General features: G+C 69.7%; 16 protein-coding genes. 8 read left to right on the top strand and 8 right to left on the bottom strand.

The window, feature by feature from the left end:
* Positions 1–13: 13 nt before the first annotated feature.
* From BXU09_RS15635 to BXU09_RS15605, 7 genes are all read right to left on the bottom strand, one after another.
* Positions 14–658, bottom strand: a complete 645-nt coding sequence (locus BXU09_RS15635; RefSeq protein WP_078305264.1) for an urease accessory UreF family protein — start codon at positions 656–658, stop codon at positions 14–16.
* Positions 655–1,107: an urease accessory protein UreE gene (locus tag BXU09_RS15630; RefSeq protein WP_240501398.1), complete on the bottom strand. Its 453-nt coding sequence runs from the start codon at positions 1,105–1,107 to the stop codon at positions 655–657. Before BXU09_RS15630 ends, BXU09_RS15635 begins: the two co-directional genes overlap by 4 nt.
* A complete protein-coding gene (gene hypB / locus BXU09_RS15625; RefSeq protein WP_078305263.1) occupies positions 1,104–1,769 on the bottom strand; it encodes a hydrogenase nickel incorporation protein HypB in 666 nt (221 codons plus the stop codon). Before hypB ends, BXU09_RS15630 begins: the two co-directional genes overlap by 4 nt.
* Complete coding sequence (locus BXU09_RS15620; RefSeq protein ID WP_078305262.1) at positions 1,766–2,128, bottom strand: hydrogenase maturation nickel metallochaperone HypA; 363 nt, start codon at positions 2,126–2,128, stop codon at positions 1,766–1,768. Before BXU09_RS15620 ends, hypB begins: the two co-directional genes overlap by 4 nt.
* 6 nt (positions 2,129–2,134) lie before the next feature.
* The gene (locus BXU09_RS15615) at positions 2,135–2,332 is read right to left on the bottom strand and encodes a hypothetical protein (RefSeq protein ID WP_078305261.1); all 198 of its coding nucleotides are present in this window, start codon (positions 2,330–2,332) and stop codon (positions 2,135–2,137) included.
* Complete coding sequence (gene ureC, locus BXU09_RS15610; protein WP_078305260.1) at positions 2,332–4,053, bottom strand: urease subunit alpha; 1,722 nt, start codon at positions 4,051–4,053, stop codon at positions 2,332–2,334. The genes BXU09_RS15615 and ureC overlap by 1 nt, the downstream gene beginning before the upstream one ends.
* A gap of 145 nt (positions 4,054–4,198) precedes the next feature.
* A complete protein-coding gene (locus tag BXU09_RS15605; protein ID WP_078305259.1) occupies positions 4,199–4,885 on the bottom strand; it encodes an urease subunit beta in 687 nt (228 codons plus the stop codon).
* 241 nt (positions 4,886–5,126) lie between these two features.
* Between BXU09_RS15605 and urtA the strand changes: the two genes are divergently transcribed.
* From urtA to urtE, 5 genes are all read left to right on the top strand, one after another.
* Positions 5,127–6,311, top strand: a complete 1,185-nt coding sequence (gene urtA / locus BXU09_RS15600) for an urea ABC transporter substrate-binding protein (protein WP_078305258.1) — start codon at positions 5,127–5,129, stop codon at positions 6,309–6,311.
* Between the two features lie 72 nt (positions 6,312–6,383).
* Complete coding sequence (gene urtB, locus BXU09_RS15595) at positions 6,384–7,292, top strand: urea ABC transporter permease subunit UrtB (RefSeq protein ID WP_168174638.1); 909 nt, start codon at positions 6,384–6,386, stop codon at positions 7,290–7,292.
* Positions 7,292–8,362 carry an urea ABC transporter permease subunit UrtC gene (urtC, locus tag BXU09_RS15590; protein ID WP_078305257.1) on the top strand — a complete coding sequence of 357 codons (1,071 nt, stop codon included), beginning with the start codon at positions 7,292–7,294 and terminating at the stop codon, positions 8,360–8,362. The genes urtB and urtC overlap by 1 nt, the downstream gene beginning before the upstream one ends.
* Positions 8,352–9,122 (top strand): urea ABC transporter ATP-binding protein UrtD, encoded by a 771-nt coding sequence (gene urtD, locus BXU09_RS15585; protein WP_078305256.1) that lies wholly within the window; start codon positions 8,352–8,354, stop codon positions 9,120–9,122. The genes urtC and urtD overlap by 11 nt, the downstream gene beginning before the upstream one ends.
* 61 nt (positions 9,123–9,183) lie before the next feature.
* Positions 9,184–9,888: an urea ABC transporter ATP-binding subunit UrtE gene (gene urtE, locus BXU09_RS15580; protein ID WP_078305255.1), complete on the top strand. Its 705-nt coding sequence runs from the start codon at positions 9,184–9,186 to the stop codon at positions 9,886–9,888.
* Between the two features lie 100 nt (positions 9,889–9,988).
* Here the strand turns inward: urtE and BXU09_RS15575 are convergent, their stop codons facing one another.
* On the bottom strand, positions 9,989–10,810 hold the full coding sequence (locus BXU09_RS15575; protein ID WP_168174637.1) for an HD-GYP domain-containing protein: 822 nt from the start codon (positions 10,808–10,810) through the stop codon (positions 9,989–9,991).
* Between the two features lie 425 nt (positions 10,811–11,235).
* Here BXU09_RS15575 and BXU09_RS15570 point away from each other — a divergent pair, with 425 nt between their 5' ends.
* The 3 genes from BXU09_RS15570 to BXU09_RS15560 are packed head-to-tail and all read left to right on the top strand — an operon-like array spanning position 11,236 to position 15,062.
* Positions 11,236–11,751 carry a hypothetical protein gene (locus BXU09_RS15570; RefSeq protein ID WP_144012279.1) on the top strand — a complete coding sequence of 172 codons (516 nt, stop codon included), beginning with the start codon at positions 11,236–11,238 and terminating at the stop codon, positions 11,749–11,751.
* A gap of 3 nt (positions 11,752–11,754) precedes the next feature.
* On the top strand, positions 11,755–14,694 hold the full coding sequence (locus BXU09_RS15565) for a PAS domain S-box protein (protein WP_078305252.1): 2,940 nt from the start codon (positions 11,755–11,757) through the stop codon (positions 14,692–14,694).
* Positions 14,691–15,062 (top strand): response regulator, encoded by a 372-nt coding sequence (locus BXU09_RS15560; protein WP_078305251.1) that lies wholly within the window; start codon positions 14,691–14,693, stop codon positions 15,060–15,062. The genes BXU09_RS15565 and BXU09_RS15560 overlap by 4 nt, the downstream gene beginning before the upstream one ends.
* Positions 15,063–15,070: the final 8 nt, after the last annotated feature.

Genomic DNA, 15,070 nt, shown 5'->3' with positions numbered 1-15,070 from the left:
GGGAATGGTGGGGTCATGTCTGGAACAGCCGCGCGTCCAGGCCGGGCTGCTCGCTGGCAGCAAGATCCAGCAGGGGCGTGAAGGTGAACAGGTCGTCCGGCGTGGCGTGCAGCGCCGCCCGGATGCAGGCCTGCGCGGCGCCGTTGCAGTGGGCGGCGCCGCGCTGGGCGTCCAGGCCGCCCAGTTTCATCAGCCGGGTGGCGGAGGTCGCGCGGCCGAGTAACCACCCGCTCACGAACGCCGTGACGGTGTCCTCACGCGGAGCGCCCAGCGCGCAGGCCAGCGTGCCGAAGGTGGTGGCGTGGTGGCGCGTGACCGGCAGCGCTGCCGTCACTTCGGGCCACAGGTGCGTGGCGGCGCGGCGCAGGTTCGCCCCGACCCGCGTGCTCGCGGCGCGCGGTCCCGGCACGAGCTTCAGGTCGTCCAGCAGCGCGTCCAGTTCCGCCAGCGTGCCGGGGTCGGCGCCCCAGGCCAGGGCGCAGGCGGGCGCGTCCTGCGCCCCCCAGCCGTGAGTCAGTTGCCCCGCCAGGAACGCGGTCAGGTCGGCGGGCGACCGCACCGCGCCGCGCGTCGTCAGGGTCTCCAGACCGTCGCTGAAGGCATACGCCCCGGTCGGGAACGCCGAGTCCGACAGTTGAAGCAGGCGCAGCAGGCTCATCCCTCATGCTCCCAGGCCGGGCGGCCATAAAACGGGCGTTCCTCGCGCGTGAACGGCACGCCCAGCCGCGACAGCAGCAGCTCCAGCGGCGCGTCCCACAGGGCCAGGAACGCCGCTCCGTCCGGCACGAAATCCCGGTGCAGGTTCCCCACCGCGTGCGCCACCGCCGCCGCCTCGGTCAGGTCACGCGGGCAGACCACCGCCACGTCCTCCGGCGCGGCCCCCACCACGTAACTCACGCCGCCGCGCACCTCCAGCACGCTGCCCGGCGTGAGGACCGTCCCGGTCGGCAGGGCCAGCCGCAATTCCACACCGTCCGGCGCGCGCAGGCGGCGGCGTACCCGGCGGCGATCCACAGCCGTCATCAGCACGACCACCACCGGGCCGGTCACGGCTTCCGCCGCCGTCTGGGCGCCCAGGATCGGGCGGCGCAGGCCGGACAGTTTCACACCCGTTCGCCCCGCGTGAACGCGAACCACGCGTCCAGCCCCGCGCCGCTGCGGCTGCTCAGCTCAATGATGGGCACGCCGGGCCGCGCCCGGTCGATGTTCTCACGGCACAACTCACGGTCGAAACCCACCGCGTCCGCGAGGTCCATCTTCGTGATGACCACCACGTCCGCCGTGTTGAACATCGTCGGGTACTTCAGCGGCTTGTCCTCACCCTCGGTGGTGCTGATCAGCACGGCGCGGGCCGCCTCGCCCAGATCGTACGAACTCGGGCACACGAGGTTCCCCACGTTCTCCAGGAACAGCACGTCCAGCGCGTCCAGATCGAAGCGCGGCAGGATGTTCTGCACCATGTCCGCGTCCAGGTGGCAGACCGTGCCGGTCACGATCTGCTCGGCCTGCGAACCCCACTGCCGCAGCCGCGCCGCGTCGTTCTCGGTGGCGAGGTCACCGACCGCCACGCCCATACGCACGCTGCCCGCCAGATCCCGCAGCGTGCGTTCCAGCAGCGCCGTCTTGCCCGCACCGGGACTGCTCGCCAGATTGATGGCCCGCACGCCCGCCGCCCGGAAGGCCGCGCGGTTCCCGGCCGCCGTGTGGTCGTTCGCCTTCAGGATGTTCTGCCGCACCGTCACGATGCGCGGCGCCTGTGTGGTCGTCATGATTCCTCCAGTTGAGGTTCAGCCAGTTCGATCTCGTCCAGCTCCAGTTCGTCGCCCTGCACCAGCGTCGGCGTGGGCGCCCCGCACGCCGGGCAGCGCAGGCCCCGTCTCACGTCCAGCGTCACCGGCCCGTGGGTCGGGCACTCGCCCACGCCCGGCACCGTCACCACGTTCAGGTGCGCGCCCTCCAGCGGTGTGCCCTGCGCGCAGGCCGGGAACGCCGCCGTCAGCGCCTCCGGCACCACGCTCGACCACGCGCCCACCCGCACCGTCAGCGCCGACGCCCGCGCCCCGCCGTTCTCGCGCAGCACCTCGGATGCCACGTCGATCAGCGACAGGGCAATGGACGCCTCATGCACGGGTGCTCACGGTCCCTTCCTACCCTTCTCGCCCAGACGGTGAACGCTCGTCACCTCACGCACCATAGGTGTCTGGTCGGCTCCCCACATGGCCCGCAGGCGGAACACCTCCATGAAGCGCTCCTCCGGCGTGCGCGTCAGCCAGTACTCACTCTCGCGGGGCTCCTCGCCCAGACGGAATTTGTGAACCGTGACCTGGCGCATCAGAACAGGAAGTACCGCTGGGCGAGCGGCAGTTCGTCGAGGGGTTCGCAGGTGACCACTTCGCCGTTCACGCGCACCTCGTAGGTTTCGGGGTTGACGTGGATGTCGGGCGTCTCGGCGTTGAGGATCATGTCTTTCTTGCCGATGTCGCGGGTGTGCTGCACGGCGCTGTAGCGGCGGCCCAGATCCGGCAGGTTGCCTTCTTCCAGGCTGACCTGCGACACGAAGTGCAGGCAGGTGGCGTCCGGCCCGCCGCCGTGTGCGGCAAACATGGGGCGTGGGTACACGGGCTGAGGCGTGGGGATGCTGGCGTTCGCGTCGCCCATCTGCGCGGCGACGACGAACCCGCCCTTGATCACCACGGCGGTCTTCGCGCCGAAGAACGCGGGTTTCCACAGCACCAGATCGGCGAGCTTGCCGACCTCGACGCTGCCGACCTCGTGCGCGATGCCGTGGGCGACGGCGGGGTTGATGGTGTACTTGGCGACGTACCGCCGGGCACGCAGGTTGTCGGCGCGGGTGTCGGCGCCCAGGCCGGGAATGCCGAGCGGGCCGCGCTGGAGTTTCATCTTGTGCGCCGTCTGCCACGTGCGGGTGATGACCTCGCCCACGCGGCCCATCGCCTGCGAGTCGCTGCTCATCATGGAGAACACGCCCAGGTCGTGCAGCACGTCCTCGGCGGCGATCGTCTCGGGACGGATGCGGCTCTCGGCGAAAGAGACGTCCTCGGGAATGCGGGGCGACAGGTGGTGGCAGACCATCAGCATGTCGAGGTGCTCGTGGATGGTGTTCACCGTGAACGGCATGGTCGGGTTGGTGGAGCTGGGCAGCACGTTCGGCAGGCCCGCGACCCTGATGATGTCCGGCGCGTGCCCGCCCCCGGCGCCCTCGGTGTGGAAGGTATGGATGGTGCGCCCCGCGAACGCCCGGATGGAGTCCTCGACGAACCCCGACTCGTTCAGCGTGTCGGTGTGGATCGCGACCTGGATGTCGTAGTCCTCGGCGACGCTCAGTGCGGCGTGGATGGCGGCGGGCGTGGTGCCCCAGTCCTCGTGCAGCTTCAGGCCCAGCGCCCCGGCGCGGATCTGCTCGGCCAGGGGCGGCTGGGTGCTGGCGTTCCCTTTACCGAGCAGCCCGAAGTTCAGTGGTAATCCGGCCAGACTCTCCAGCATGCGGTGAATGTGCCACTCGCCCGGCGTGCAGGTCGTCGCCGACGTTCCGGCCGTGGGGCCGGTGCCGCCGCCGATCATGGTCGTCACGCCGGACTCCAGCGCCGTCCAGCACTGCTGCGGCGCGATGAAGTGAATGTGCGTGTCCACGCCGCCCGCCGTGAGGATGTGCCCCTCGCCCGCCACGATCTCGGTGCTCGCCCCGATGGTCAGGCCCGGCGTCACGCCGTCCTGCGTGCCGGGATTCCCCGCCTTCCCGATGGCCGTGATGCGCCCGTTCTTCACGCCCACGTCCGCCTTCACCACGCCCCAGTGATCCAGGATCAGCGCGTTCGTGATCACCAGATCCGGCACGTTCGCATCCTCGCGGGTGGCGGTGCTGCTCTGGCCCAGGCCGTCGCGGATGACCTTCCCGCCGCCGAACTTGACCTCCTCGCCGTACGTGGTGAAATCCCGTTCCACCTCGATCAGCAGGCCCGTGTCGCCCAGACGCACGCGGTCACCCACCGTCGGGCCGTACAGGTCGGCGTACTGTTTCCGGGTTACACGCATGGGGAAACCTCCGTTTGAGTCGAAGGCGAACCCCTCAGTCCGCTTCGCGGCCAGCTCCCCTTGAGGGGAGCCAAACAGTCACGTCGTTGCCTCCCCTTGAGGGGAGGTGCCCGAAGGGCGGAGGGGTTCACACGCGACGCTGCCCTCATTCCGCCCCCCCAAATCCCTGCTCGCGGGCGCGGCCGAGCGCGGCATCTCTCATTCCGTTCCCCTCGAGTTCGCCGCTCACCAGGGCGTTCATGCCGTACACCTCGCGCGTGCCGCCGAGGGGCACGAGTTCGATGTCCCTTTCCTCGCCGGGTTCGAAGCGGACGGCGGTGCCGGCGGGGATGTTCAGGCGCTGGCCGTACGCGGCCTCGCGGTCGAAGTGCAGTCCGGCGTTGACCTCGAAGAAGTGGAAGTGGCTGCCGATCTGGATGGGCCGGTCGGCGCGGTTGGCGACGGTGAGGGGCGTGACGGGCCGCCCGGCGTTGAGTTCGATGTGGCCGTCTTCCAGCAGGTACTCGCCGGGCACCACGGCGCTGTGGCCGCCGCGGATGGGGTCGTGGATGGTCACGAGTTTGGTGCCGTCGGGGAAGGTGCCCTCGACCTGAATGTCGTGGATCAGTTCGGGGATGCCGTCCATGACGTCGTCCGGGGTCAGGATGGTCGCGCCCCAGCTCATGAGGTCCTCGACGCGCCGTCCGTCGCGGATGCCATCGAGGACGGCGGCGGTGATCAGGGCGACGGCTTCCGGGTGGTTGAGTTTCAGGCCGCGGGCCCGGCGGGTCTGGGCGACCTGGGCGGCAGCGTGGATGAGCAGTTTGTCGCGTTCGCGTTCGGTGAGTTGCATCCCTGGGTGGCCTCCTGCGTGGGCGTGTGGTGAGAGCGGCGGTTAGGGTGCAGCGTACCTGCCCTGCAGGCATAAAACGATCGTTTTTCTAAACAACTTGCACGGTGGCTCCGGGCGACTCTCCTATTCTCCTCTCGTCTGTGCAATTTGTTAAGAAAAAATTGAACAACTCGCACAGAAGACGTACGATTCACCTCACGGCAGAGCCGGGACGCGTCACGCGTTCCCAAAAGGAGTCCACATGAGCAAGCTCCGTTCCGTCTGCACCACCACCCTCAGCCTCGTCCTCCTCGCCGCCAGCAGTGCCAGCGCCCAGGGCACCGTGAAAGTCGGCATCCTGCACTCGCTGACCGGCACCATGGCCATCAGCGAGATTACGGTCGCCAACGCCGCGCAACTCGCCATCGACGAGATCAACGCAAAAGGCGGCGTCATGGGCCGCAAGATCGTGGTCGTCAAGGAGGACGGCGCCAGTGACTGGCCCACCTTCGCCACCAAGGCCGAGAAACTGCTCACCCAGGACAAGGTCGCCACCGTGTTCGGCGGGTGGACGAGTGCCAGCCGCAAATCCATGCTCCCGGTGTTCGAGAAGAACGGTGGTCTGCTGTTCTACCCCGTGCAGTTCGAGGGCAACGAGTGCTCCCCCAATATCATCTATACCGGGGCGCAACCCAACCAGCAGGCCCTGCCGGCCCTGGAATGGGCGCTGAGCAAGGGCTACAAGAAGATCTTCCTGCTCGGCAGCGATTACGTGTACCCCCGCACCGCCAACCTCATCCTGAAAAAGCACATCGCTGCGAAGAAAGCCACGCTGTCCGGCGAGGAGTACGTCGCGCTGGGCGGCACCGAGTTCAGCTCCGTCATCAACAAGATCAAGGCCGCGAAACCCGACGTGATCATCAACACCCTGAACGGCGACTCCAACGTCTCGTTCTTCAAGCAGTACCAGGCCGCCGGGTACAAGGCCAGCACCCTGCCCGTCATCTCGTTCTCCATCGCCGAGCAGGAAGCGCAGGCCATCGGCACGGGGCTCCTGAACGGCCAGTACGCCACCTGGAATTACTTCCAGAGCCTCCCGAACCCCGCCAACAGGAAGTTCGTCGCCGCGTACCAGAAGAAATACGGAGCGGGCGCCGCCATCACGGACCCCATGGCGCACGCGTACATGGACGTGTACCTCTGGAAGGCCGCCGTCGAGAAGGCCAAGTCCTTCGACCCCATGGCGGTCCGCAAGGCCATCGTGGGCATCAGCATGGACAGCCCGCTCGGCAGGATCACCGTCGCGCCCAACGGCAGCCTCACGCAGGCCGTGTACACCGGCGTTTCTGGCGCGGGCGGGCAGTTCAAGGTGATCAGCCAGAGCAAGGGCGTGGTCGCGCCGCAGCCGTACGACAAGCTCGCCTTCCCCGGCAAGACCTGCCCGTAAGCCGCCCCGGCTGAGCGGAACGCGGGCAGTGCCGGGCCACTGCGGCGTTCCGCTCGGCGCCCTGGAGGAGGGATGCAAGTGGACTTCACTTTTATTTCCGGTCAGCTGTTCACGGGCCTGTCGGTCGCGTCGATCCTGCTGCTGGCTGCGCTGGGCCTCGCGCTGAGCTTCGGGCTGATGCGCGTGATCAACATGGCGCACGGCGAATTCCTGATGGTCGGCGGGTACCTCACGTACCTCGCCGCGCAGTGGGCCGGGCCGACTCTGGGTGACGCGTACCTGTGGGTGGCCTTTCCACTCGCGTTCCTGGGCGCCGCGCTGCTGGGCGCCGTCATGGAGTTCACGGTGATCCGCCGCCTGTATGGCCGCCCGCTGGACACGCTGCTCGCCACGTTCGGAATCAGTCTGATCCTGCAGCAGGCCGCGCGGCAACTGTTCGGCAGTACCGGCGTGCCCGTCACCGCCCCCGCGTGGCTGAGCGGCGCGCTGCAACTGGGCGACGTGACCCTGCCGTTCGTGCGTCTGTTCGTGATCGCGCTGGCGCTGATCGTGCTGGGCGGCATGTGGTGGCTGCTGAATCGCAGCCGCTTCGGCATGCACGTCCGCGCCGTGAACCAGAACCGCGAGATGGCGGCCGCACTCGGCGTGAACACCCGCTCGCTGGACCTGCTGGTGTTCGCGCTCGGCGCGGGCGTGGCGGGCGTGGCGGGCGTGGGCCTCGCCCTGATCGCCCCGGTGAACCCCACGGTGGGCGCGGCGTACATCGTGAACGCATTCCTGGTGGTCGTGGTGGGCGGCGTGGGCAGCGTGCTGGGCGGCGCGGTCGCGGCCGTGCTGCTGGGCTTCGTGACCGCGCTGGCCGAGGGCTTCACGAGCGTCAGCCTCGCGCAGGCGATCCTGCTGGTGCTCGTCGTGGCTTTCCTGCAGTGGAAACCGCGCGGCCTGATCCCCACGAAATCACGGGCACTGGAGGAAGCGTGATGCGACTGTCCACCTCCACCATCGCCGTGATCGCCGTGCTGATCGCCCTGGCGTTCGCGCCGCTGTACCTGGGCGCGTACCCGCTGACGCTGCTGGGGCGGGTGCTGGCGCTGTCCATCGCGGCGGTCGGCGTCATGGTCGTGTGGGGCCGCGCGGGCATCCTGAGCCTGGGGCAGGGATTGTTCTTCGGGCTGGGCGGGTACGCGCTGGCCATGCACCTGAAACTCGTGGCGACCCCGAAGGGCGAACTGCCGGACTTCATGCTGTACAACGGCGTGGAGGCCTTGCCGTGGTTCTGGGCGCCGTTCACGAGTGCGCCGTTTGCGCTGGCGATGGTGCTGATCCTTCCGGCGGCGGCGGCCGGACTGGTCGCGTGGCTGATGTTCCGCCGCCGCATCACCGGCGTGTACGTGAGCATCATCACGCAGGCGCTGCTGCTGGCGTTCGTGACGTGGCTGAACGGCTCGCAGGGCCTGACGAGCGGCACGAACGGCATCACGGACTTCCAGACCTTCCTGGGCATTGACCTGCGTGGCGCGGACGTGGCGAACGGCCTGTACTGGGTGACGCTGCTGTTCGTGGCGCTCGCGCTGGGCGGCACGGCCCTGCTGCTGCGCACGCCGTTCGGGGCGATTCTGACCGCCATCCGCGACAACGAGAACCGCACGCGCTTCCTGGGCTTCAACCCGGCGGCGTTCAAGATCGCGGCGTTCATGCTGGGCGGCCTGCTCGCGGGCGTGTCCGGCGCGCTGTACACGCTGCACCTGGGCACCATCTCGCCCGCCATGATCGGCACGGCGTTCAGCATCGAACTCGTCGTGTGGGTCGCGCTGGGCGGCCGCGCGAGCCTGATCGGCGCGGCGGCCGGGCTGGTGCTGGGGCAACTGGCGAAAGACCGCATCTCCAGCGCCGCGCCGGACGCGTGGCTGTACGTCATGGGGTCGCTGTTCGTGCTGGTCGTGCTGGTCATGCCGCAGGGCGTGGCCGGGCTGATCCAGGGCCGCCGCCGCCCTGCCCCCGCACCCACGCCACCCAGTCCCCTGACCCGCGAGGTGAGCGATGCCGTCTGACACATCTGAACCGCTGCTGGAGGTGCGGGACATCACGGTGTCCTTCGACGGCTTCAAGGCCATCACCAACCTGAGCCTCAGTGTCCCGAAGGGCAGCCTGCGCGTGCTGATCGGCCCGAACGGAGCGGGCAAGAGCACCCTGCTGGACACCGTGATCGGCAAGGTGCGCCCCGAGACCGGCGAGGTGCGCTTCGCCGGGCAGGTCATCTCGAAGCTGCCCGAACACCGCATCGCGGGCCTGGGCATCTGCCGCAAGTTCCAGGCGCCCGGCGTGCTGGAGGGCCTGAGCGTCCGCGAGAACCTGCTGCTGACCGCCCGCCGCGACAAGGGCGTGCTGGGCATCCTGAAGGCCCCCACCCGCGCCGAACAGGACCGCGCCGACGAACTGCTGCACCTGACCGGCCTGACGGCACGGGCCGACGTGCCCGCCGCCTCGCTGGCGCACGGCGAGAAGCAGTGGCTGGAGATCGGCATGGTCGTCGCCGCCGACCCGCAACTGCTGCTGCTGGACGAACCCACCGCCGGCATGACCGCGCAGGAGACCGCGCAGACCGCCGCGCTCATCCACACCCTTGCCGGGCGGCACACGGTGCTGGTCATCGACCACGACATGCACTTCGTGGAACTTCTGGACGCCCCGATCACGGTGCTGCACCAGGGACAGGTGTTCCGCGAGGGCGACCTGGAGACCCTGCGGGCCGACCCGGACGTCATGGAGATCTACCTGGGCAGGCCCAGGGAGCTGATGACACATGGCTGAACGCACAAGGCTCCTCCCGCACCTGTCGGCCTTCTGCCTTCGGCACTTCAAAGGAGCCCCCATGCTGAAACTGGAAGGTGTCACCGCCGCGTACGGGCAGAGCCCCGTGCTGTTCGGCATCGATCTGGAGGTCGCCGACGCCGAGGCTGTCACGCTCATCGGCCGCAACGGCGTGGGCAAGACCACCCTGTTGCGCGCCATCACGGGCCTGCACCCGGTCACGGGGGGCGGCGTGCGCCTGAACGGCGCGCAGGTCGAGCGGGAGGCCGCGTTCACCCGCGCCCGCAGCGGCCTGGCGTACGTGCCGCAGGGCCGCGGGCTGTTCGGGCACCTGACCGTCGAGGAGAACCTGCTGATGGGCCTCCCGGCGCTGTCCGGCCGCGCCACCGCGAAGCGCGAGATTCCGGACCTCGTGTACGACCTCTTTCCCATCTGCCGGGACATGGCGGGCCGCCGGGCGGGGAACCTCTCGGGCGGGCAGCAGCAGCAGGTCGCCATCGGGCGGGCGCTGGTCACGCAGCCGCGTTACCTCCTGCTCGACGAACCCACCGAGGGCATCCAGCCCAGCATCGTGCAGGAGATCGAGGTGGCCCTGACCCGCATCCGCACGGAACTGCGCGTCGCCGTGCTGCTGGTCGAGCAGTACCTCGACTTCGCGTGGGCCTTCGCCGACCGCTACTACGTCATGCAGAAGGGGCGCGTCGTCGAGACCGGCCACACCGCCGACACACCCACCCACGCCGTCCAGCGCTACCTGGGCGTCTGATACGGAAGGAGTCCGTTCTGCTCCTGCTCTGCGGGGCAGTTCTGCGAGTCGCATCCGCTCGGATGGAAGGGTTTTGCAAACCACTCAATCCGGGTCCGTATCAGTCCGTCTCGGGTGCGGGGGCGCTGTCCCCGGCGGCGTCCGGGAGGTACAGGTCCAGTGCGCCGCAGTCGAGGAACGCCGTGATCATGTCCGGGTCGAACTGGTGGCCGCGGCCGCGCAGCAGTTCCTGCGTGACCTGCGTGACGCTCAGCGCCTGCCGGTAGGGCCGGTCGGTCAGCATGGCGTCCACGGCGTCCACGACGGCCAGCAGTCGGCCCTGCACGGGAATGTCCGTTCCGGCGAGCCGGTCGGGGTAGCCGCGTCCGTCCCAGCGTTCGTGGTGGTGCAGTACGAACGGCTGGGCGGGCGTCAGGGCGGGAAAACCGGCGATCATGTGCGCGCCGATCACGGGATGCTGCGCGATCGCCTGGAATTCCGCGTCGGTCAGGCGGCCGGGTTTGCGCAGGATGGTGTCGGACACGGACGTCTTGCCGATGTCGTGCAGCAGCGCGCCGAGGCGCACGTCTTCCAGTTGCCCGCTGTCCCAGCCGAGCGTCCGAGCCAGGGTCAGGGCGCTGGCCTGCACCCGCTGGGTGTGGTGGCGCGTGTACGGGTCGTGCGCGCCGAGCGCCACCACGAAAGCGTGGACGACGGCGCGGGTCGCGGTTTCCAGTTCCGCCGTCTGCTGCCGGTACTTCAGGTACAGCGTGCCGAACTCGGCGGCGTAGCGTTCAAGTTGCGCGGCGTACATCACGTCATGTTCAGCCGTGGTGGGAGGGCTGTCCGGCCCGGACGGCGGGCTCCCCGCGCTGGCGCTGACCGGGATGTCCGGTGTGGCGTCCGTTCCGGGGGGCGGCGGGGTCGGGTCGCGCGAGGTCATGCCCATAGCGTACGCGGGAGATTCGTGCAGGAGTCTTTCAGGGGAGTCCGTCTGTTTCGTTGGCAGGCCGCCAGTGTGCCGGGTGGCCAGCTGCACGCCCGCAGGGCCGCTTGGCTTGCACTGTGCGGGGCCGTTCTACGGACCTGGCGGATCTGCCGGTCGTCCGGGCTCATACGGATTCCGTTTGTTTCGCTAACAATCCGGGACTTCACCGGATTGTCAGCTCCACGTCCGGAACCCGCTTGACTCCCACTCGCATCCGCTCGGATTGAAGGGTCTTTGTAGCCCCTTCAATCGGAGTCCGTATCAGGTGTTCGCGGCGAGGACCGCAGGGGGGGAGGCGCGCTGCAAGAAAAGCGTAGGAGTCCGGGTGTCACGATGGGCGGAACACGCCCCCTCCCGGCGTGTGGGGAGGTTTCAGGGTCATGAATTCCATTCGCGTATTCCCCTTACTGCTGCTGTGCGCCTGTCAGAGCGGGCCGGATCCTTACGTGAAGGTCGGCCCGGATCCGCAGCTGTCGGCGGCCGGGCCGGTGGTCCTGACGGTCACGCCCGCGTCCGGGAAGGCCGTGACGTTCACGCGGGCGCAACTGGCGGCGCTGGGACTGGTGAGTTTCACGACGCCCGACCCTTCCCGCAAGAACGAGGTGCACGAGTACACGGGGCCGCTGCTGAGCAGCGTTCTGGACGCGGCGGGCATCGCGCCGGACGCGACGTTGCACCTGACGGCGCACGACCGTTACTCGACCGACCTGAAGCTGGGGCCGCTGCGGGACGTGCCGGTGATCGTGGCGCTCAAATCCGGCGAGGAACTGCTGGAACTGCGGAATTACGGCCCGGTGTACCTGACGTTCCCGTACCACGCGTTCAAACTCGACCCGACCATCTACAACGCCGCGTGGGTCTGGCAGATGATGGGCATCACGGAACGCACGGACTGAGCGGTGCGGGGCCTGCTGAGCCGGAGCGCGGGGCGGGGCGGATGGGCCGCGCCGCTCAGTCTGCTGCTGCTGGGCGCGGTGGTCGTGCTGACCGCCGTGAGTTTCGCGTTCACGTTCATGCACCTGAACCGCGTGGCGCAGCTGTCCGGGGCGTCCATCACCGGTTGGTCGTTCTCGGAGTTCGTGCGGCAGACGGCCGAGGTGCAGGTGATGGTGGGTCGCGGGGCCACGCCCGCGCAGCTGGAGGTGCCGCTGGCCATCCTGCAGTCCAAGGGGCAGGTCGTGGCGGACGAGCAGCTCGTGGATCAGCTGCCGGCCGCGGAGCGCGAGGCCCTGAACCGAGCGGTGCTGGCCGTTCAGGGCTTTACCCCGGCGCAGCTGAGCGGTCCTGGCGGGAACAGGCAGATGGAAACCGTGATGGACGTGGCGCTGCGGACGTACACGGCGGCCCTTCAGGCGCTGGACCGTCAGCGCAACGGTATCGCGGCGAACCTGCGCGCGGCAGAGCAGACCCTGGCGGGCCTGGGGGCGCTGCTGGCGGGCCTGACCGGGTTCAGCGTGTGGCTCCTGATGCGCAATGCCGCGCGGGCGCTGGCGACCGAGGTCAGACGGACCCGCGAGGCCGAGCGGGCGCGGGCGGAACTGGAACGGGGCGCCGAGGCGTTACGGGCCGCGCAGGCCGCCGCGCAGCGTGACCGGGATTTCGCGGTGCAGCTCACGGAAACCATGGGCGAAGGCCTGATCGTGACCGACGCGGACGGGCAGTTCTCGTACGTGAATCCGGCCTTCGCGGCGCTGGTGGACCGCGCCCCGGCGGACCTGCTGGGCGAGCCGGTGGACCGCGCTGTGCCGGACCTGCGTCCCTGGCCAGCCGACGGAACGGAGCGGCGCGCGGCGGAGGTCGTGCTGCGCCGCCCGGACGGGCAGGAGCGGCAGGTGCTCGTGACGGCCGTGCCGCGCGCCACCGGCGGGCAGATCGCCGTCCTGACGGACCTGACGGACCTGAAACGCGCCCAGGCGCGGCTGCGCGCGCTGTACGACGTGGCGGCCACGCCGGATGCCGGTCCGGGCATGGCGGAGCCTGGTGCTCTGGAGCCGGGCGCTGCGGAGCCGGGTGCCGCCGGCCTGGACCGGACGCTGGCGCGGCTGTTGCAGCTGGGCCGCGACGCGTTCGGCGGTGTGGGCGCCTACGCCGTGCCGGACGGCGCGTCGTGGCGGCTGGCGCTGCTGGCTGGCGCGGCCGGTCCGGCGGACCCGGACGTCCGGGCGGGACTGCTCGACTGCGCCGCCCGGTCCGCGCCGGACGGGGGACGCTGCGGCGCCGGTCAGGTGTGCGCCGTGCCGGTCCGGGTGGACGGTGAGACGCGCGGCGTGCTGATCTTCCGGCGGGACCCGCCGGACCCGCCCTTCAGCGCGGCGGACGAGGATTACCTGCGCCTGATCGGGCAGTGGGCAGAGACGCACGCCGAGCGCGAGCAGGCGGGCGCGCTGCTGCGCTCCAGCGAGGCCCGCCTGAAGGCGATCATCGGGGCGTCGCTGGACGCGATCATCACCAGTGACGAGCGGGGTGTCATCACGGAATTCAACCCGGCGGCCGAGCAGATCTTCGCCGTGCCGCGCACCCGTGCGATCGGGCAGTCCATGGCGCAGCTGATCGTGCCGCCCGCCATGCGTGAGGCGCATGCGCGCGGCATGGAACGCGTGCGGCGCGGCGGCCCGGACCACATCCTGGGGCAGCGGCTGGAACTGCTCGCCTGCCGCGCGGACGGGCAGGAATTCCCGGTGGAGCTGACCGTGGTGCGCCTCCCGACCGACCCGCCCGTGTACGCCGGGTTCCTGCGGGACATCACGGACCGGCTCGCGGCGGAAGCGCAGCTGCGGGAACGGACCGTGCAGCTCGACTCGGTGTTCAACGTCAGCCCGGACGGATTCGTGACCTTCGGCCCGGACGACCGCATCACCGAGTCGAACCCCGCCTTCGAGCGGCTGACCGGCCTGAGCGCCGCTGAACTGACGGGCCTGGACGAGGCCGGGCTGGAGGCGCTGCTGCTCTTGCGCAGCGAGGCCGTGCCGCTGGCCGGGCTGGGCGGCGACGCCCTGCAGGTGTCCTGCCCGGCCCGGCGCGTACTGAAACGGGCCACGCGCGTCATGGAAGGCGGAAGCGGCGAGGCGCTGGGCCGCGTCATGTACTTCCGGGACATCACGCCGGAAGCGGAGATCAGCCTGATGAAAAGCGAGTTCCTGTCCACGGCCGCGCACGAACTGCGCACGCCGATGACCAGCATCTACGGCTTCACGGAACTGCTCCTGACCCGCTCGCTGGACGCGGACACCACCCGCGACCTGCTGGACACCATCTACCGGCAGGCGGGACGTCTGATCGTGCTGCTGGGCGAGCTGCTGGACCTCGCGCGGATCGAGGCGCGCGACCGTCAGGACTTCGAATTCCTGGATCAGCCGCTCGCGCCGCTGGTGCGCGGCGCGGCGCGGGCCTTCACGCCGCCCGGCGAGACGGACCGCCTGCACCTGAGCGTCCCGGACGACCTGAACGTCCGGGTGGACGCCGCGAAGTTCCAGCAGGCGCTCGGGAACGTCCTCTCGAACGCCTTCAAGTACTCTCCCTCTGGCGGGGAGGTGCACGTGCAGGTGGTGTCCGCGCCGGGCGGGACCGTGGCGGTCCGCGTGACCGATCAGGGCATCGGCATGACCGCCGACCAGTGCCGCCGCGCCTTCGAACGCTTCTACCGGGCCGACGCGTCCGGCCGCATTCCCGGCACCGGACTGGGGCTCAGTCTGGTGCAGGAGATCATGCGCTGCCACGGGGGCGAGGCGACCCTGGCGAGCGTTCCGGGGCAGGGCACCGCCGTCACCCTCTCGTTTCCTTCTGCCGCGCCGGCCGGGGGCGCGTCAGGTTCCCTCACAGCACAGGCAGGCCACCCATGAACCGAACCATACTGATTGCCGACGACCACGCCGATCTCCGCAAACTGATTCGCATGACCCTGCTGGGCGGGCCGTTCACGGTCCTGGAAGCCGAGGACGGCGTGCAGGCGCTGGCCGACGCGCGCGCCCGCAGGCCCGACCTGATCATCCTGGACGTGATGATGCCCGGCGAACTCGACGGGTATCAGGTGTGCGCGGCCGTGAAGGCCGACCCTGCGCTGCGGGACGTGCCGGTGATTCTGGTCACGGCCCGCGCGCAGCGGGCCGACCTGCACGCCGGGCAGCAGGCCGGCGCGGACGCGTACCTGATCAAGCCGTTCAGTCCGATGGAACTGCTCGAACGGGTCACGGCGATGCTCGGCTCCTGATCCGGCTT

This window comes from Deinococcus sp. LM3 (assembly GCF_002017875.1).
GTDB lineage: Bacteria > Deinococcota > Deinococci > Deinococcales > Deinococcaceae > Deinococcus.
Note: the sequence above shows the minus strand (reverse complement) of the source record. Positions and strands in the feature narration are given on the sequence as shown.